Annotated in this window: 14 protein-coding genes; 9 read left to right on the plus strand and 5 right to left on the minus strand. The window is 71.5% G+C overall.

Annotated features, from left to right (window positions below):
* The first annotated feature begins 56 nt into the window (after nucleotides 1-56).
* The 6 genes from BKE38_RS10275 (at nucleotide 57) to BKE38_RS10300 (ending at nucleotide 6,377) form a co-directional block, all read left to right on the plus strand.
* Entirely contained in the window at nucleotides 57-1,256 is a 1,200-nt protein-coding gene (locus tag BKE38_RS10275) for an aminotransferase-like domain-containing protein (RefSeq protein ID WP_076957229.1), read from the plus strand.
* A 70-nt stretch (nucleotides 1,257-1,326) separates the two neighbouring features.
* Nucleotides 1,327-2,007, plus strand: coding sequence for an SCO family protein (locus BKE38_RS10280; RefSeq protein ID WP_076957230.1), 681 nt, complete (start codon nucleotides 1,327-1,329; stop codon nucleotides 2,005-2,007).
* Nucleotides 2,008-2,191: 184 nt separating this feature from the next.
* The gene (locus tag BKE38_RS10285; protein ID WP_076957231.1) at nucleotides 2,192-2,485 is read left to right on the plus strand and encodes a hypothetical protein; all 294 of its coding nucleotides are present in this window, start codon (nucleotides 2,192-2,194) and stop codon (nucleotides 2,483-2,485) included.
* A gap of 187 nt (nucleotides 2,486-2,672) precedes the next feature.
* Complete coding sequence (locus BKE38_RS10290) at nucleotides 2,673-3,674, plus strand: cysteine synthase A (protein WP_076957232.1); 1,002 nt, start codon at nucleotides 2,673-2,675, stop codon at nucleotides 3,672-3,674.
* A 230-nt stretch (nucleotides 3,675-3,904) separates the two neighbouring features.
* Entirely contained in the window at nucleotides 3,905-5,446 is a 1,542-nt protein-coding gene (locus BKE38_RS10295) for an acetolactate synthase large subunit (RefSeq protein WP_076957233.1), read from the plus strand.
* Nucleotides 5,447-6,071: 625 nt separating this feature from the next.
* Nucleotides 6,072-6,377, plus strand: coding sequence for a YciI family protein (locus BKE38_RS10300; RefSeq protein WP_076957234.1), 306 nt, complete (start codon nucleotides 6,072-6,074; stop codon nucleotides 6,375-6,377).
* 20 nt (nucleotides 6,378-6,397) lie between these two features.
* Here the strand turns inward: BKE38_RS10300 and BKE38_RS30755 are convergent, their stop codons facing one another.
* Nucleotides 6,398-7,204 carry a hypothetical protein gene (locus BKE38_RS30755; RefSeq protein ID WP_131829554.1) on the minus strand — a complete coding sequence of 269 codons (807 nt, stop codon included), beginning with the start codon at nucleotides 7,202-7,204 and terminating at the stop codon, nucleotides 6,398-6,400.
* A 161-nt stretch (nucleotides 7,205-7,365) separates the two neighbouring features.
* On the opposite strand from BKE38_RS30755, the gene BKE38_RS33180 reads away from it, so the two are divergent.
* Nucleotides 7,366-7,791 (plus strand): hypothetical protein, encoded by a 426-nt coding sequence (locus tag BKE38_RS33180; protein WP_242662305.1) that lies wholly within the window; start codon nucleotides 7,366-7,368, stop codon nucleotides 7,789-7,791.
* Here the strand turns inward: BKE38_RS33180 and BKE38_RS10315 are convergent.
* The gene (locus BKE38_RS10315; RefSeq protein WP_242662306.1) at nucleotides 7,788-8,546 is read right to left on the minus strand and encodes an isochorismatase family protein; all 759 of its coding nucleotides are present in this window, start codon (nucleotides 8,544-8,546) and stop codon (nucleotides 7,788-7,790) included. The genes BKE38_RS33180 and BKE38_RS10315 overlap by 4 nt on opposite strands.
* Nucleotides 8,547-8,576: 30 nt before the next feature.
* Between BKE38_RS10315 and BKE38_RS10320 the strand changes: the two genes are divergently transcribed.
* Together BKE38_RS10320 and BKE38_RS10325 are read left to right on the plus strand one after the other, a co-directional pair.
* Nucleotides 8,577-9,599, plus strand: coding sequence for a GlxA family transcriptional regulator (locus tag BKE38_RS10320; RefSeq protein WP_242662307.1), 1,023 nt, complete (start codon nucleotides 8,577-8,579; stop codon nucleotides 9,597-9,599).
* Between the two features lie 94 nt (nucleotides 9,600-9,693).
* Nucleotides 9,694-10,650: an FkbM family methyltransferase gene (locus tag BKE38_RS10325; RefSeq protein WP_076957235.1), complete on the plus strand. Its 957-nt coding sequence runs from the start codon at nucleotides 9,694-9,696 to the stop codon at nucleotides 10,648-10,650.
* A gap of 100 nt (nucleotides 10,651-10,750) precedes the next feature.
* Here the strand turns inward: BKE38_RS10325 and BKE38_RS10330 are convergent, their stop codons facing one another.
* The 3 genes from BKE38_RS10330 to rfaE1 form a co-directional block, all read right to left on the minus strand.
* Nucleotides 10,751-11,488 carry a glycosyltransferase family 25 protein gene (locus BKE38_RS10330; RefSeq protein ID WP_076957236.1) on the minus strand — a complete coding sequence of 246 codons (738 nt, stop codon included), beginning with the start codon at nucleotides 11,486-11,488 and terminating at the stop codon, nucleotides 10,751-10,753.
* Nucleotides 11,489-11,576: 88 nt separating this feature from the next.
* Nucleotides 11,577-12,896, minus strand: coding sequence for a dGTP triphosphohydrolase (dgt, locus tag BKE38_RS10335; RefSeq protein WP_076957237.1), 1,320 nt, complete (start codon nucleotides 12,894-12,896; stop codon nucleotides 11,577-11,579).
* A gap of 5 nt (nucleotides 12,897-12,901) precedes the next feature.
* Complete coding sequence (gene rfaE1, locus BKE38_RS10340; protein ID WP_076957240.1) at nucleotides 12,902-14,350, minus strand: D-glycero-beta-D-manno-heptose-7-phosphate kinase; 1,449 nt, start codon at nucleotides 14,348-14,350, stop codon at nucleotides 12,902-12,904.
* Nucleotides 14,351-14,461 lie beyond the last annotated feature (111 nt).

Raw genomic sequence — 14,461 nt, forward strand, 5'->3', positions numbered from 1 at the left:
GCGCCGGCGCCGGCGCGCTATGCAGGGGGTCGCAAAAACCCCCGAGGAACCGCCCGATGGACGCCGTCACAACCCCGCGCTGGGCGCAGCGCATGCAGCAGGTGCAGCCCAATGCCATCGGCGAGCTGCTGCGGCTGGGCGCCGAGCCCGGGGTGATGTCCTTCGGCGGCGGCTATCCCGATGCCGGGCTGTTTCCCATCGCCGGGCTGGAAGAGGTCTTCCGGGACGCGATCGGCGGCACCGGCGGTGCCGCGCTGCAATACACCGTGGCCGAGGGCCGGCCGCAGCTGCGCGCCCAGATCGCCGCGCGCATGGCGGCCGACGGCGCGCCGTGCTCCGTGGAGGAGGTGCTGGTGCTGCAGGGCGGCCAGCAGGGGCTGGACCTGCTGGGCCGGCTGCTGCTGGACCCGGGCGACGTGGTGGTCACCGAGGATCCGACCTTCCTGGGCGCCCTGATCGCCTTCGACCCCTGCCAGCCGCGCTATGCCGCGGTGCCGATGGATGCCGAGGGGATGGACACCGACGCGCTGGAGGCGGTGCTGAAGGCGACGCCCCAGGCGCGGGTGATCTACACCATCCCCGATTTCCAGAACCCGACCGGCGTCACCATGAGCCTGCCGCGCCGTCGCCGCCTGCTGGAGCTGGCGGAAAAATTCGACCTGATGGTGATCGAGGACACGCCCTACCGGCCGCTGCGCTTCGCCGGCGAGCATTTGCCCACGTTGAAAAGCCTGGACCGGTCGGGCCGCGTCATCTTCCTCGGCAGCTTCTCGAAGATCCTGGCGCCGGGGTTGCGGCTGGGCTGGGCGGTGGCCTCGCGCCCGGTGATCGAGCGGCTGACCCTGCTGAAGCTGGCCGCCGACACGCAATGCAGCACGCTGAACATGGCGGCGGCCTCGTTGTTCCTCGAGCGCTTCGACGTCGACGCCCATATCGCGACGATCCGCGCCGCCTATGCCGAGAAGAAGGAAAAAATGCTGGGAGCGATCCGGCGGCATTTCCCGCAATCGGTCACCTGCACCGACCCCGAGGGCGGCATGTTCACCTGGCTGACCTTCCCCGAGGGCTTCGACGCCACCGCCTTCATGCGCGACCACGCGCTGCCCAAGGCCCGCGTCGCCTATGTGCCGGGCGCCAGCTTCTTCCCCGTCACCCCGCGGCCGAACCACGCCCGGCTGAGCTACTCGGCGCCGGACTTCGAGACCATCGAGCGCGGCATGGCGGCGCTGGGCGGGCTGCTGAAGCGCCACCTCTGAGGCAACCGGTCACGCGGCCAGGACAAAGCGTCCCCTCCCAAAACCGCGCGCATGGGCTAAACCGGGCGTCATGCAACGTCTCGTCCGCGCCCTGGTCCTGATCCTGATCCTCGGTCTCGCCGGCCTCTGGGGGGTGGCCTGGTTCGGCCGCCAGGAGGGCGAGCCGATCGGCGACGCCTTCCTGCGCCAGGTGGCGTCGCTGACCGGTGGCGAGGCGCCGGTGCCGGTCTCGGCCGGCGGCATGCAGCTGCCCCAGGGCCTGACGCTGGGCGGCGCCTGGTCGGCGGTCGACCAGGACGGCAGGCCGGTCACCCAGGCGAATTTCGACGACACGCTGATGGTCGCCTATTTCGGCTATTCCTTCTGCCCCGACGTCTGCCCGACCGAGCTGGGCTCGATCGCCGCCGCCATGGACAAGCTGAGCGAGGCCGAGCAGGCCCGCGTCACCCCGGCCTTCTTCACCGTCGACCCGGAGCGCGACGATCCGGCGCAGATGAAGCTCTACGTGACGAATTTCCATCCCAGGATGGTCGGACTGACCGGATCCGTGACGCAGGTCGCCGAAACCGCCCGGCGCTTCCGCGTTTTCTATTCGAAAGTGAACCGACCTGAGATGTCCGAATACCTGATGGACCACTCGTCCTTCATCTATCTGATCGGTCGGGACGGGAAGGTGCGGACGCTGCTGCGGCCGCAATCCAGCCCCGAGGCGATCGCCGAGGCGGTGCGTGGGCAGCTCGCCCGGCGCTGACCTGGAGCCGGGCTGAGCGGTAAGGCGTTACGCGCGGCTTTGTTAACGAAATTAAGAACCTATTCACGGATCTGTGCATCATGCACTGGGTCGAGTAGGTTCACCGTTCAGCGAGTCGGTCCGGTCTTATGACGAAGGCAGGCACTGTGGAAAATCCCGGCGTGGCGGCAGCATGAGGAGCAACATGAACATGGCGGATGAATGGTCCGAGGTGCGGACGGCCGCGGAGACCCTGCGGCCTCCCACCCAGGTCGCGCCCAGGCACACCCGCCGCCTGTCGGACAAGATCCTGATCGCCTTCCATCAGGCCTGCGACCAGAGCGATTTCGAGGTGGCGGAAGAATTGCTGCGGATTCTGGAGACCATGGTGACGCGCCGTCCGAGCGTGCCCGACCAGAACCGCCGCAAGAACATGGAGACGCTGGTGGCGGCGCATGAGCGGCTGTGGCTGCTGCGCCACCCCGAGCCGGGCAACTAATCCTCTCCCGTCGGGGCCCGCTGCCGGCGCCGAGCGGCTCTCGAGGCCCGGGGCATCCGCTCCGGGCCTTTTTTACGTCGATCTGGTGTAAAAATCCGGCGGGGGCCTGGTGGGCAGGGCCGATTGACACACGATCAGGCTGCGTGATTTTCTGCCCTGAAGGCCAGCGCAGGGTGAACACCGACCGATGACGAGCACGATCGCCGACGGCTTCTGGGGCGCGGTGGGCAACACGCCCCTGATCCGGCTGAAGCGCGCCTCCGAGGAAACCGGCTGCGAGATCCTGGGCAAGGCCGAGTTCATGAATCCCGGCGGCTCGGTGAAGGACCGGGCGGCGCTCGGCATCCTGCAGGATGCGGTCGATCGCGGCCTGCTGGTCCCCGGCCAGCCCGGCACCGTGGTCGAGGGCACCGCGGGCAACACCGGCATCGGCCTGGCGCTCGCCGCCAATGCGCGCGGCTGGAAGAGCATCATCGTCGTGCCCGAGACGCAGAGCCGCGAGAAGCTCGACTTCCTCCGGATGATCGGCGCCGACCTGCGGCTGGTCCCGGCACGGCCCTTCAGCGATCCCGGCAACTATGTCCATGTCTCGCGCCGCCTGGCCGAGGAGACCGGGGCGGTCTGGGCCAACCAGTTCGACAACCTGGCCAATGCCCGGGCGCATGAGGCCACCACCGGCCCCGAGATCTGGGCGCAGACGGCGGGCCGGATCGACGCCTTCACCTGCTCCTGCGGCACCGGCGGCACGCTGGCCGGCATCGCCCGCGCGCTGAAGGCGCAGAGCGAAGGGGTGAAAATCGTGCTGGCCGATCCTGAGGGCAGCGCCCTGGCCCCCTGGGTCACCACCGGCGCGGTGAAGGCCAGCCCCGGCAATTCGATCACCGAGGGCATCGGCCAGGCCGCCCGCGTCCCCGGCAACCTGGAAGGCGCGCCGATCGACGGCGCCGAGACCATCCCCGACGCCGAGGCGCTGCGCTGGGTTTTTTCCCTCCTTGTCGAGGAAGGCCTCTCGGTCGGCGGCAGCGCGGGCCTCAACGTCGCCGCGGCCGTGCGCGTCGCCAGGGCCATGGGGCCCGGGCATACCATCGTCACCATCCTTTGCGACGGCGGCGCCCGCTACCAGTCGAAGCTGTTCAATCCAGACTTCCTGCGGGAGAAGAATCTGCCGGTGCCGGCCTGGCTGGCGTGACCTGAAAGGAAAGCCGGCGGCGCGGCCCCGGCTTTTTTTCTTGGACCTGATCGACAGGCGATACCCGCGACCTTGGCCTCCTGCCGCTTTGCCGGCAGGCTTCCGCTCGTTCGCTGGACCCTGGTCAGCGCGGAAGCGGCGCTGACCAGGGTCCAGCTTATTGCTTGAGCGGTGATTCACGCCTTTCGGCGAGGCCGCCTCAGGCGATCACGCGCGAGGGAGAGACGCCGGTGAACGGAGCCGAGAGCCTGGTCCACACGCTGCTGAAGAGCGACGTGGACGTTTGTTTTGCCAATCCTGGCACCAGCGAGATGCATTTCGTCGCGGCCCTCGACCGGATCCCCGGCATGCGCTGCGTGCTGGGGCTGCAGGAAAACATCGTCACCGGCATGGCCGACGGCTATTTCCGCATGGCCGGCAAGCCCGCCGCCACCCTGCTGCATTGCGGCCCCGGCCTGGCCAATGGCCTGGCCAACCTGCACAACGCCCGCCGCGCCCGCAGCGGCGTGGTCAACGTGGTCGGCGACCAGGCCACCTATCACCGCCAGCACGACGCGCCGCTGACCGCCGACACCGAGGGCTGGGCGCGCGGCGCCTCCCACTGGGTGCGCACCTCGATGAGCGCGGCGCAGGTCGGCGCCGATGCCGCCGTCGCCGTGCAGGCCGCCCGCACCGCGCCCGGCCAGGTGGCGACGCTGGTGCTGCCCGCCGACACCGCCTGGAACGAGGGCGCGGTCCCCGCCGAGGCGCTGCCGGTGCCGACCCCCTCGGTCGCCGATCCGCTGGTGGTGCGCAGCATCGCCCGCGTGCTGCGCGAGAAGAAGAACGTGCTGATCCTGCTGGGCGGCGCCGCGCTGCGCGGCGAGGCCCAGGCGCTGGCCTGGCGCGCCGCCTCGGCGCATGGGGCGAAGCTGCTCTCCGAGGTGTCGAATGCCCGCATGACCCGCGGCCAGGGCGCCTATCCGCTGGAGCGCGTGCCCTATCCGACCGACGCCGCCCTGCAGGCCATGTCCTGGGTCGAGCACCTGGTGCTGGTCAATGCCCGCGCCCCCGTCGGCTTCTTCGCCTATCCCGAGAAGCGCGGCCTGCACTATCCGGAGAACTGCGAGATCCACGTGCTGTCGCGCTTCGAGCAGGATGCCGAGGCCTCGCTGCGCGCCCTGGTCGAGGAACTCGGCGCTCCGGCGGTGGCCATGCCCGACCCCGGCCCGCGCCCGGAGGCCGCCCGCGGCGCGCCGACGCCCGAGGGCCTGGCGCGCACCGTCGCGGCGCTGATGCCGGAAGGGGCGATCATCGCCGATGAGAGCGTCTCCTTCGGCCGCGGCTTCTTCAAGGAGACCTTCGCGGCGCCCGCGCATGACTGGCTGCAGCTGACCGGCGGCGCCATCGGCTGCGGCATGCCGCTGGCCACGGGCGCTGCCATCGGCGCCGGCGGCAAGCGCCGGGTGATCAACCTGCAGGCCGACGGGTCGGGGATGTACACGCTCCAGGCGTTGTGGACCCAGGCGCGCGAGAAGCTGCCGGTGACCACCATCGTGCTGGCCAACCGCAAGTACCAGATCCTGCTCGGCGAGTACCAGAACGTGGGCGCCAATCCGGGCCCGACGGCGATGGGCATGCTGGACCTCGGCAACCCGACGCTGGACTGGGTGAAGCTGGCCAACGGCATGGGCGTCGAGGCCGCGCAGGCGACCTCGCTGGAGCAGGTGGCCGACCTGCTGGCGCAGTCCTGCGCCCAGCAGGCGCCGTTCCTGATCGAGCTGGTGATCTGAGCCAAGGCGGTCCGGCGCTTTCGCAACTGCGGCGTCGGATTCGCAACTGAGATGGGCAATGGGAGCGCCTTCGCGAGCGCCTCCCTGCCTGTCCGGATCTGCAGGACGGCGCGGATTCGTTTCCGACGTCGTTTTTCTTTTCCTTTTCTATCAGGGGCTTGGGCGGAAGTCGCCGGATGCGGGCGATCTTTTTTGCGTGTGAAGGCACATCGCGCTTGACGCCGGAGCCGGACAGGTCTTATTGCGAATAACTCGCAGTTGCAGACGAGTGCTGGCGGAGGGCGGTTCACTACCGTCCCACCGCAATCCGGATCCCGCATTCTCCCCGGGCCTCCGCCGGCGCTTTCGAACTGCTGCGGGACACCGGGCCTGGCCTGCAGGGGAGGCCATGTCCGGGAGCGGACCGAGGGGATCGACCGCACTATGCGAACCGGTCGTTCCAGCCGCGCGGCACCTGAAGGGGGACGCCGCCGGTTACTCAATTTGCACGCGGGCAGGGCGTGCAACCTCGGTCCGCGCCCCCTTCCTTCGATCCGCTTCGATGCGTTTTCCGGCCCGCGGCAGGGTGGCGCCGCGCGCGGCAGGGTCTAGGCTGGCCGCGTCCAAGAATCCCTTGAGGAACGCCATGCCCTATCTGATCGAGACCTGGGACAAGCCTGACCACCAAGCGCTGCGCCAGGCGACCCGCGCCGAGCATCTCGACTATCTCGACGGCGTCGTCGACAAGCTGCTGGCCTGCGGCGCCAAGCTGAAGGATGACGGCAGCGATGCCGGCGGCGGCTTCTACATCGTTGATGTGGAGACCCGCGAAGAGGCCGAGGCACTGATCGCCGCCGACCCCTTTTCCAAGGTCGGGCTGTTCGAGAAGGTGGTGATCAACCGCTGGCGCCGCGCCTATCTCGACCGCAAGAGCTACCTGCCGCCACGGTAACGCGCGGTCGCCGGAGGCGATCAGGCCTCCTTGGGCGCCAGGCTTTTCACCAGGCGCCGGTTCTTGCCTTCCAGCGCCGCGGCGCGCGCCTCCAGCGCCGCGGCCCAGGCCTCATGGCGGTGGCGGCGGGCGACGGCGGCCAGCGTCTGGTGCCAGCGTGCCGAGCGCGACCGCCGGCCCCGCAGCAGGCCGCGCAGCCCGGCCGCGTCCCGCGCCCAGACCAGCTCCAGCGCCTGCCGCAGGACCTGCGGCTGCCCCAGCAGGAAGATCGATTGGCCCTGCAGGAAGGGGGCGGCGACCAGGCGGGCGCCGGCGGCGGCCAGCAGCGGGCCATGCCCGGCCTCGGCGGGCCCCCAGGGGTCGCAGATCGCGGCGCTCCACTCGGCCAGGTCGCGGCGGTGCAGCCACATGTCGGGATGCAGGGCGGCGCTGAAATGGCCGCGGAAGCGGCGGTCCCAGGGCGTCGCGCCGGGGTCGATGCTGGCCGGCGGCGAGACCGCCAGCGCCCGCTGCAGCCCGAGCCGCCGGCCATGCTTCAGCGCCGCAAAGGCGCCCATGCCATGGCCATAGCCCAGCCGCCGCCCGCGGCCGATGCCGGCCAGCGCCAGCGCGGCGCGGCGCATGCTGGCGGTCGGATACCAGTTCTCCCGCTTGGCGACGAAGCCCAGCGCGTCGAGCTCCAGCCGTTCCACCGCCGGCTGCGCCCAGAAGCGCCCGGGCTCCGGCCGCGTCGCCAGCCCGCCGAAGGTGACCAGCGTGTAGTCCGAGGCGCCGGGGCTGTAGAGCGCCAGCATCTCCTCATCCTCGTAAACGAGCTCAGGCGGCATCCCGTGTCCCAGCCAGACGACGGCCCGCAGCTTAGCCGCTCCGCGCCGCCGAGGGCAGGGCAGGGTGGGGGAGAGCCGGGGCAACCCAGGCCGGGGCTGCGCCGTTTCCCCTGGCGAAAGCCGCCCCGACCCCGAGGGCCGCGACGGAAGGAGCAAGCCGCATGCGACTGACCCCCCTCCTGCTGGCCGCCTCGCTGATCGGCGGGACCGCCCTGGTTCGGCCTGGCGTGGCGCAGACCGCGCCGGCCTCGCCGTCCAGCCAGCCGGCGCCGTCGGCCCCGGCGCCCTCCGCCGCGCCGCAGAGCGGCGGCAATGCCGAGACGCTGCGCAACAACGCGGGCACCCGGGCGCTGGACCGCGCCGCCGGCACCGATGTCTCGGGCGCCTATCCCGGCCAGCGCGACGGCACCCCGGGCAATCCGCCGGGCACCGCCGCCAGCCGGGCGCTGGACCGGGCGGCGGGCACCAACACCTCCGGCGCCTATCCGCAGCAGTCGGACGGGACGCCGGCCAACCCGCCCGGCACCGCGCTGGGCCGGGCGATCGACGGCGCCGCCGGGCGGCCGGGCGCCTCGCCGATCCGTTAAGCCTCGATGGCGGCGGCCGGCCGGATCACGGCGAAGCGGTCGGCCAGCGCCGCCAGGCTCGCCCGCTGCAGCGCCGCCGCCGGCAGCGGCGCCCCGCCCAGCGGGTCGGGCAGGGCGCGCGTCGCCGTGGCGTCGCCCGCGATGGTGACGGGCAGCCCCAGGTCGAGCGCCGCCCGCGCCGTGGTCGAGATGCAGAGATGCGTCATGAACCCGGCCAGCAGGATCGTCTTGCGCCCCGTCGCGACGATGCGCTCCTGCAGGTCGGTCCCCGCGAAGCCGTTCGGCAGCTTCTTTTCGACGATCACCTCGCTGGCCAGCGGGGCGGCTTCCGGCAGGAAGGCGCCGCCCGGGCCGGCGCGGTCGAAGGCGCCGCCGGGGGCGCCAGCATGCGCCACATGGATCACCGGTGTCCCCGCCGCCCGCGCCCGGGCCAGGAGCCCGGCCACCACCGCCGCGGCCGCGTCGATGCCGGCCAGCGGCAGGCGGCCCTCGCGGTATTCGCCCTGGGCGTCGATCACCACCAGCACCGCCTCGGACAGCCGCGCCGCGGGGGGCGGGCCGCCGCCCAGCTCGAACAGCGTCGGCGGTGCCGGCAGGGCGCGCGCGGCCATCTCGAAATGCGCTTCCACCTTGGCGAACTTGTCGCGGCAGCCGGTGTTGCAGAAGCCCACCACCTGGTCGCGCCAGGTGGTCAGCGAATCGGGCTCCACCGGCTTGCCCGACCAGGGGCAGGTCGCGTTGATGGCATCGGTCACGGGCGGTCCTCCGGAAGCTTGACGCCGGCCATGCTGCGCGCGAGGGCGCTGAGGATGAAGGACAACCTGCCCTCCTTTCCTGCCACGCCCTCGCCCGCCGGGCCGCGCAGCATCGTGCTGCCGCTCTATCCCGGGGTGATGCTGCTCGACGTCGCCGGCCCCGCCGAAGTCTTCGCCGCCGCCGACCGGCTGGCCGGCGGCACGGCCTACCGGCTGCATTTCGTGGCGCCCGGCGGCGGCCTGGTGCGCACCGAGCTCGGCCCGGCGCTCTCCGCCGAGCCCTGGGACTCGCTGCCGGAGGGGCCGCTCGACACGCTGCTGCTGCCGGGCGGCGCGGGGGCGCAGGCGGCGGCGGCTGACCCAGCCCTGCTGGACGCGGTGCGCCAGGTGTCAGCGCGGTCGCGGCGGCTGGCCTCGGTCTGCCTGGGCGCCTTCATCCTGGGCGCCGCCGGGCTGCTGGAAGGGCGGCGTGCCACCACCCATTGGCGCTGGTGCGCGGCGCTGCGGCAGGCGCATCCCGAGGCGCAGGTGCAGGAAGGGCCGATCTTCGTCCAGGACGGGCCGGTCTGGACCTCGGCGGGCGTCGCCACCGGCATCGACCTGGCGCTGGCCATGGTGGAGCAGGATCTGGGCCATGCCCTGGCGCTGCAGGTGGCGCGGGCGCTGGTGGTCTTCCTCAAGCGCCCGGGCGGCCAGGCGCAGCTCAGCGCCGCGCTGTCCGCCCAGACCGACAGCCGCGACAGCGATTTCTCGGCGCTGCTCGGCTGGATGGCGGAGAACCTCTCGGCCGACCTGCGGGTCGAGGCGCTGGCGGCCCGCGCCGGCCTCGCGCCGCGCAGCTTCGCCCGCGCCTTCCTGGCCCGCACCGGCCGGACCCCGGCCCGCGCCGTCGAGCAGCTGCGGCTGGAGGCGGCGCAGCGCCTGCTGCGCGAAGGCCGCCTGCCGCTCGGCGCCGTCGCGCATCGCTGCGGCTTCGGCGACGACGAGCGGATGCGCCGCGCCTTCCAGCGCCGCACCGGCACGCCGCCGGCCAGCTGGCGCGGCGGGGGATGAGGGGAGAATTCCCCGGGAATTTCATCCGCGGACGGCTTGATGATCCGCCGGCAGTTTCGTTACGTTTTCGACAAACGCAACGGGAGTGCCGCGGATGTCCGACCAGCAACTGGCCGAAGGGCGCGACGTGGAGCGGCTGGCCGGCCGCGTCGCCGAGCTCGAGGATCAGCTTGCCCGAATGGAGGCGATGCTGGCGCAGAAGCTGGACCGCATCGCCACCCGCCAGGAAGAGATCGGCAGCTTCCTGATCAAGCGCGCCAACCGGATGGCCGAGGCGCAGAGCCTCTATCTCGGCGACCATACGGCGATGACCTTCCTGGAGAGCGGGCATCGCATCTATGTCGACACCCGCAGCCGCGACATCGGCATCCACCTGCTGGCCTCCGGCCGCTGGGAGAGCCAGTACACCAAGCTGTTCCGCAGCCTTGTCAAGCGCGGCGACACCGTGCTCGACATCGGCGCCAACCACGGCTTCTACGCCATCCATGCGGCGACGCTGGTCGGCGCCACCGGCCGGGTCGAGGCCTTCGAGCCCAATCCGCATCTGGCGGGGCTCGCCACCGCCTCGCTGCGCACCAACGGCTTCCGCTGGGCCAAGCTGCATCCGGTCGCGGTCGGCGAGGCGAAGGGCCAGGCCGAGCTGACCTTCAACGTCGACATGCCCGGCGGCGGCAATATCCGCGCCCCCGGCGGCGCTGCCAAAGGCTCGGTCGCGACGGTCGAGGTGGTGGCGCTGGACCAGCTCTTCCCCGACCCGGCCTTCCGCGTCGATGTCATCAAGATGGATGTCGAGGGCTATGAAGGGCGGGCGCTGCGCGGCATGGAGGCGATCCTGCGCCGTTCGCCGCAGGTGAAGATCCTGATGGAATTCTCGCCCGTGCTGCTGGTGCGCGGCGGCATCAACGCGGCCGGCGTGGTCGGCTTCCTGCAGGATCTGGGCTTCCAGGCCTGGTCGATCGGCCATGACGGCCTGACCCAGCCGCTGCCCTGGGACGAGCTGACCGCGAAAGGCACCAAGTCGCAGAACATCCTGGTGGCCCGCAGCCTGTGATTCGGTTCCCGTCCGGCTCTTCGCGGCCGCGCCTGCGCTAGATCTGCCAGGCGGCCGGGCGCCTCTCTGGTCCGGCAGGCGAAGGCCGGTGGATGGGCCGCTACGGGTTCAGGATCGTCGACATCGTCTCGTCGTTGATCATCACCGCCATGACCGGCACCGCCAGGAAGGCGCGCAGCCCCGCATAGTGGCGCGACAGCTCGACATCGAGGGCGGTGTTGCGCCAGGTCTGCGCCAGGTCGCGGGCATAGCGTGCCGGCTGGCCCGACAGCGGCAGGCAGCGCCGCAGCAGCTTGCGGGCGCCCTGCGGCGAGACCGAATAAAGGCCGAGCCCCGCCGCCGAGGCCAGCGGCACCAGCGCTGGCATCCCGCGGAAGGCGCGGAAGATGGGATAGGCTTCGCCCAGGATCAGCGCCGACAGCGGCGTGCCTTCCAGCACCGAGACGGTGCCCGGCACCGGTGGGACCAGCCCGACCGGCCAGTTGTCGTTGTGCGACCACAGCACGATGTCCCAGTCGCCGAGCGCGTCCAGCAGCGGTGCCGCGACGTCGTGGAAATCCGGGCGGATGACGGCGTCGTCCTCGGCGATATGCACCGGCACGTCGCGGGTGATGCAGTCGTTCCACAGCATGATATGCGAGACGGCGCTGCCGCAGGCGCCCGCGGAGTAATGCAGGCCCGGCGCGAAGAGACCCTTCCGCTCGCAGAGGCCGCGGTCCAGCAGCCTGCCATCGCAGGCGGCCACCCGCTCGATGGCGAGGCCGGGGTTCATCTTCTGAAACAAGGCAAAACGTTCGGGGGTCCGGTCAAGGCTGATGACCTTGATGACTGTGTCCACGTCAGGCTCCGCTCATCCATGGGCAGGCGGCGGCACTCATATCGATCCTGACGGGATTTTCATACCGGGCGTCAGCCAGGCTTTTGCCTCACAGCCCGCGCAGCCGCGCCGCCAGCGTCGCGGCGTAGTTGTCGGTCATGCCGGCGACGAAATCGACGGCGCAGCGGATGGTCTCGCTGGCCGTCATGCCGGCGCGCGGGTGATAATCCTGCATCAGCGACAGCGCCTGGCGCGGCCGCAGCTTCATGCGGGCCACATCCTTGTCGGCGCTCTGCGCATAGGCCAGGCAGGCCTCCAGGAAGACGGCCAGCGTCTTCTCCAGCGTGTCGCGGGCGCCGATCTCGAACTCCACCTTGCGGGCATGCAGGTAGAGCACCTCGCGGTTGGTGGTGCGGATGCGGTCGAAGGCCTTGCGCAGCGCGCCGTCGCAAAGGTCGAGCAGGCCTTTGCGCACCGGCATCTCGCCCGCCAGGATCTTCTCCCGGTTTTCCAGGAAGCCCTTCTTCAGCTCGCCGATCATCTGCCCGGCGGCGCGGGAGCGCAGCAGCGCCAGTTTCTGGGGGACGCTGTCTTCCGCAGCGAGCCGCTCGCGGTCGACCCTGGCGACCGGCAGCACCAGCGCCTCGTACTGGTCGTAGGAAAGGATCTGCAGCTCCACCGCGTCCTCGAGGTCGGCCAGGCCATAGGTGATGTCGTCCGCCGCCTCCATCAGCCAGACCGCCGGGTGGCGGGGCAGGGGGCCGGACAGGCCGCATTCCCCGACGACGGCAGCGAAGGCCTTGGCCTCGGTGGCGAAGGCGTTGAACTTGACGCCCGGACGGCCGTCGCGCGCAGCGCGCGGATCCTGGCCGTCCCAGGGATACTTGATGAAGGCGGCGAGGCTCGCGAAGGTCAGCTGCAGCCCGCCGCGCTCGCGATAGCCGTCGGCTGCCGTCAGGATGCGGAAACCCTGGGCATTGCCGTCGAAGCAGGCCAGGTCGGCATCGAGCGCCAGCCCGCTGGCCGCCCCGGGCCCGGCCAGCCACTCGGCCATGAAATCGGAAATCACCTCCTCGCCGGCATGGCCGAAGGGCGGGTTGCCGATGTCATGCGCCAGGCACACCGCCTGCACCAGGTAGCCCAGGTCGTCCGGCGTCTGCCCGGCGGCGGCCAACTCGGCCTTCATCTCCGAGCCGACGGCGAAGCCCAGCGAGCGCCCGATCGAGGCCACCTCCAGCGTGTGCAGCAGCCGGTTGCGCACATGCGGGTTGCTGACCAGCGGATGCACCTGGGTCTTCTGCTGCAGCCGGCGGAAGGGGCGGCTGAAGACGATGCGGTCCTGGTCGATCTGAAAGGGATTTCGCCCCGCCGCAGGCCGGGGCGCCAGGTCAGGAAAACGGCCGGCGTTGAACAGCGCCGGCCACTCCATGCGCGTCAGCCGCGCATCCGGGCGACGGTCGCCGTGGTGGAATTGCCCGGCAGCAGCGCCGCCAGCTTCACCACGCCGCCCCATTCCTGCACCAGCTCGCCGCCCACCACCTGGTCGACGCGGTAATCGGCGCCCTTCACCAGCACGTCGGGGCGCAGCAGGTGGATCAGCTCGACGGGGGTGTCTTCCTCGAAGATGGTCACCAGGTCGACGGTGGCGAGCGAGGCCAGCACGGCAGCGCGGGCCGCCTCCGGCTGGATCGGCCGGGTCGGGCCCTTCAGGCGCTTGACGCTGCTATCGGCGTTCAGCCCGACGACCAGCCGGTCGCACCAGGACCGCGCCTGCTCCAGCAGGTGGACATGGCCCGGATGCAGCAGGTCGAAGCAGCCATTGGTGAAGCCGACGCGCCAGCCACGCTGGCGCCAGCGCTCGACCTGCTCGGCCGCCGCCGCCCGGCGCAACACCTTGCGCAGCGCGCCGCGCTCGGGGGTCAGGGCCTCGAGCAGGTCGGATTCGCGGGCGACCGCCGTGCCGACCTTGCCGACGACCAGGCCGCCGGCGATGTTGGCGATGCGGGCGGCCAGCGGCAGCGACAGGCCGGCCGCCATGCCCGCGGCCAGCACGGCGACGGCGGTGTCGCCGGCGCCGGAGACGTCATGCACTTCCGGCGCCTCGGCCGGGAAGTGGTGCACGGCATCGCCCTCCAGCAGGGTCATGCCGTCCTCGCTGCGGGTCACCAGCACGGCGCCGAAGCCGTGGCGGGCCTGCAGTGCCCGCGCCGCCTCGACGATTTCTTCTTCGGTGTCGATCGGCAAGCCGCTGGCGAGCGCCAGCTCGGCCCGGTTCGGCGTGATGATGTCGGCGCCCGCATACCGGGAGAAGTCTTCGCCCTTGGGGTCGACCACGACGCGGCGGCCGGCGGCCTTGGCGGCGGCGATCAGCCGCTGCGGCACGTCGCCGGCCAGCACGCCCTTGCGGTAGTCGGACAGCACCATGACCGAAGTGGCGGCCACCGTGTCGGCGGCGATCCGCACCAGCCGGTCGGCCAGGCGCTGGTGGATCGGCCGCGCGATCTCATGGTCGGCGCGCAGCATCTGCTGGCCGCTGGCGATGAAGCGGGTCTTGGTGGTCGTCGCCCGGCCGCCCTGCACCAGCAGCCAGGGCTCGACGCCGGGCTGGCCGCCGACCAGGCCGGTCAGGTCCGAGCCCGCCTGGTCGTCGCCGACCACCGACAGGAAGGCGACCGCGGCACCCAGGGCCGTGAGGTTGCGCACCACGTTGCCGGCGCCGCCCGGCATGGCGACCTCGCGTTCCACCGCCAGGACGGGAACCGGCGCCTCGGGGCTGATCCGCTTCACCGCGCCATAGACGTAGCGGTCGAGCATGGCATCGCCCACCACCAGCACCGAGGCGCGCTTGAGCTGGCGCACGGCCTCGGCCAGGTCGGTGTCGATCTCCGAGCCCGTCTCGCCAGCAGGGGTCGCGGCCGGACCGCTGGCGGTCTGGCCGGGGAGGGAGGCTTCCCCGGGGGAGGGCGCTGGCGCGCGGGCCGGACGCTGTCCCTT

Source organism: Teichococcus deserti (genome assembly GCF_001982615.1).
Taxonomy (GTDB): domain Bacteria; phylum Pseudomonadota; class Alphaproteobacteria; order Acetobacterales; family Acetobacteraceae; genus Pseudoroseomonas; species Pseudoroseomonas deserti.

Coding starts and splice junctions, on each gene's coding strand:
- BKE38_RS10285 (WP_076957231.1), top strand. CDS start 2,192: ATGAACATGGCGGATGAATGGTCCGAGGTGCGGACGGCCGCGGAGACC.
- BKE38_RS10290 (WP_076957232.1), top strand. CDS start 2,673: ATGACGAGCACGATCGCCGACGGCTTCTGGGGCGCGGTGGGCAACACG.
- BKE38_RS30755 (WP_131829554.1), bottom strand. CDS start 7,204: ATGCCGCCTGAGCTCGTTTACGAGGATGAGGAGATGCTGGCGCTCTAC.
- BKE38_RS10300 (WP_076957234.1), top strand. CDS start 6,072: ATGCCCTATCTGATCGAGACCTGGGACAAGCCTGACCACCAAGCGCTG.
- BKE38_RS10275 (WP_076957229.1), top strand. CDS start 57: ATGGACGCCGTCACAACCCCGCGCTGGGCGCAGCGCATGCAGCAGGTG.
- BKE38_RS10280 (WP_076957230.1), top strand. CDS start 1,327: ATGCAACGTCTCGTCCGCGCCCTGGTCCTGATCCTGATCCTCGGTCTC.
- BKE38_RS10325 (WP_076957235.1), top strand. CDS start 9,694: ATGTCCGACCAGCAACTGGCCGAAGGGCGCGACGTGGAGCGGCTGGCC.
- BKE38_RS33180 (WP_242662305.1), top strand. CDS start 7,366: ATGCGACTGACCCCCCTCCTGCTGGCCGCCTCGCTGATCGGCGGGACC.
- BKE38_RS10320 (WP_242662307.1), top strand. CDS start 8,577: ATGCTGCGCGCGAGGGCGCTGAGGATGAAGGACAACCTGCCCTCCTTT.
- dgt (WP_076957237.1), bottom strand. CDS start 12,896: ATGGAGTGGCCGGCGCTGTTCAACGCCGGCCGTTTTCCTGACCTGGCG.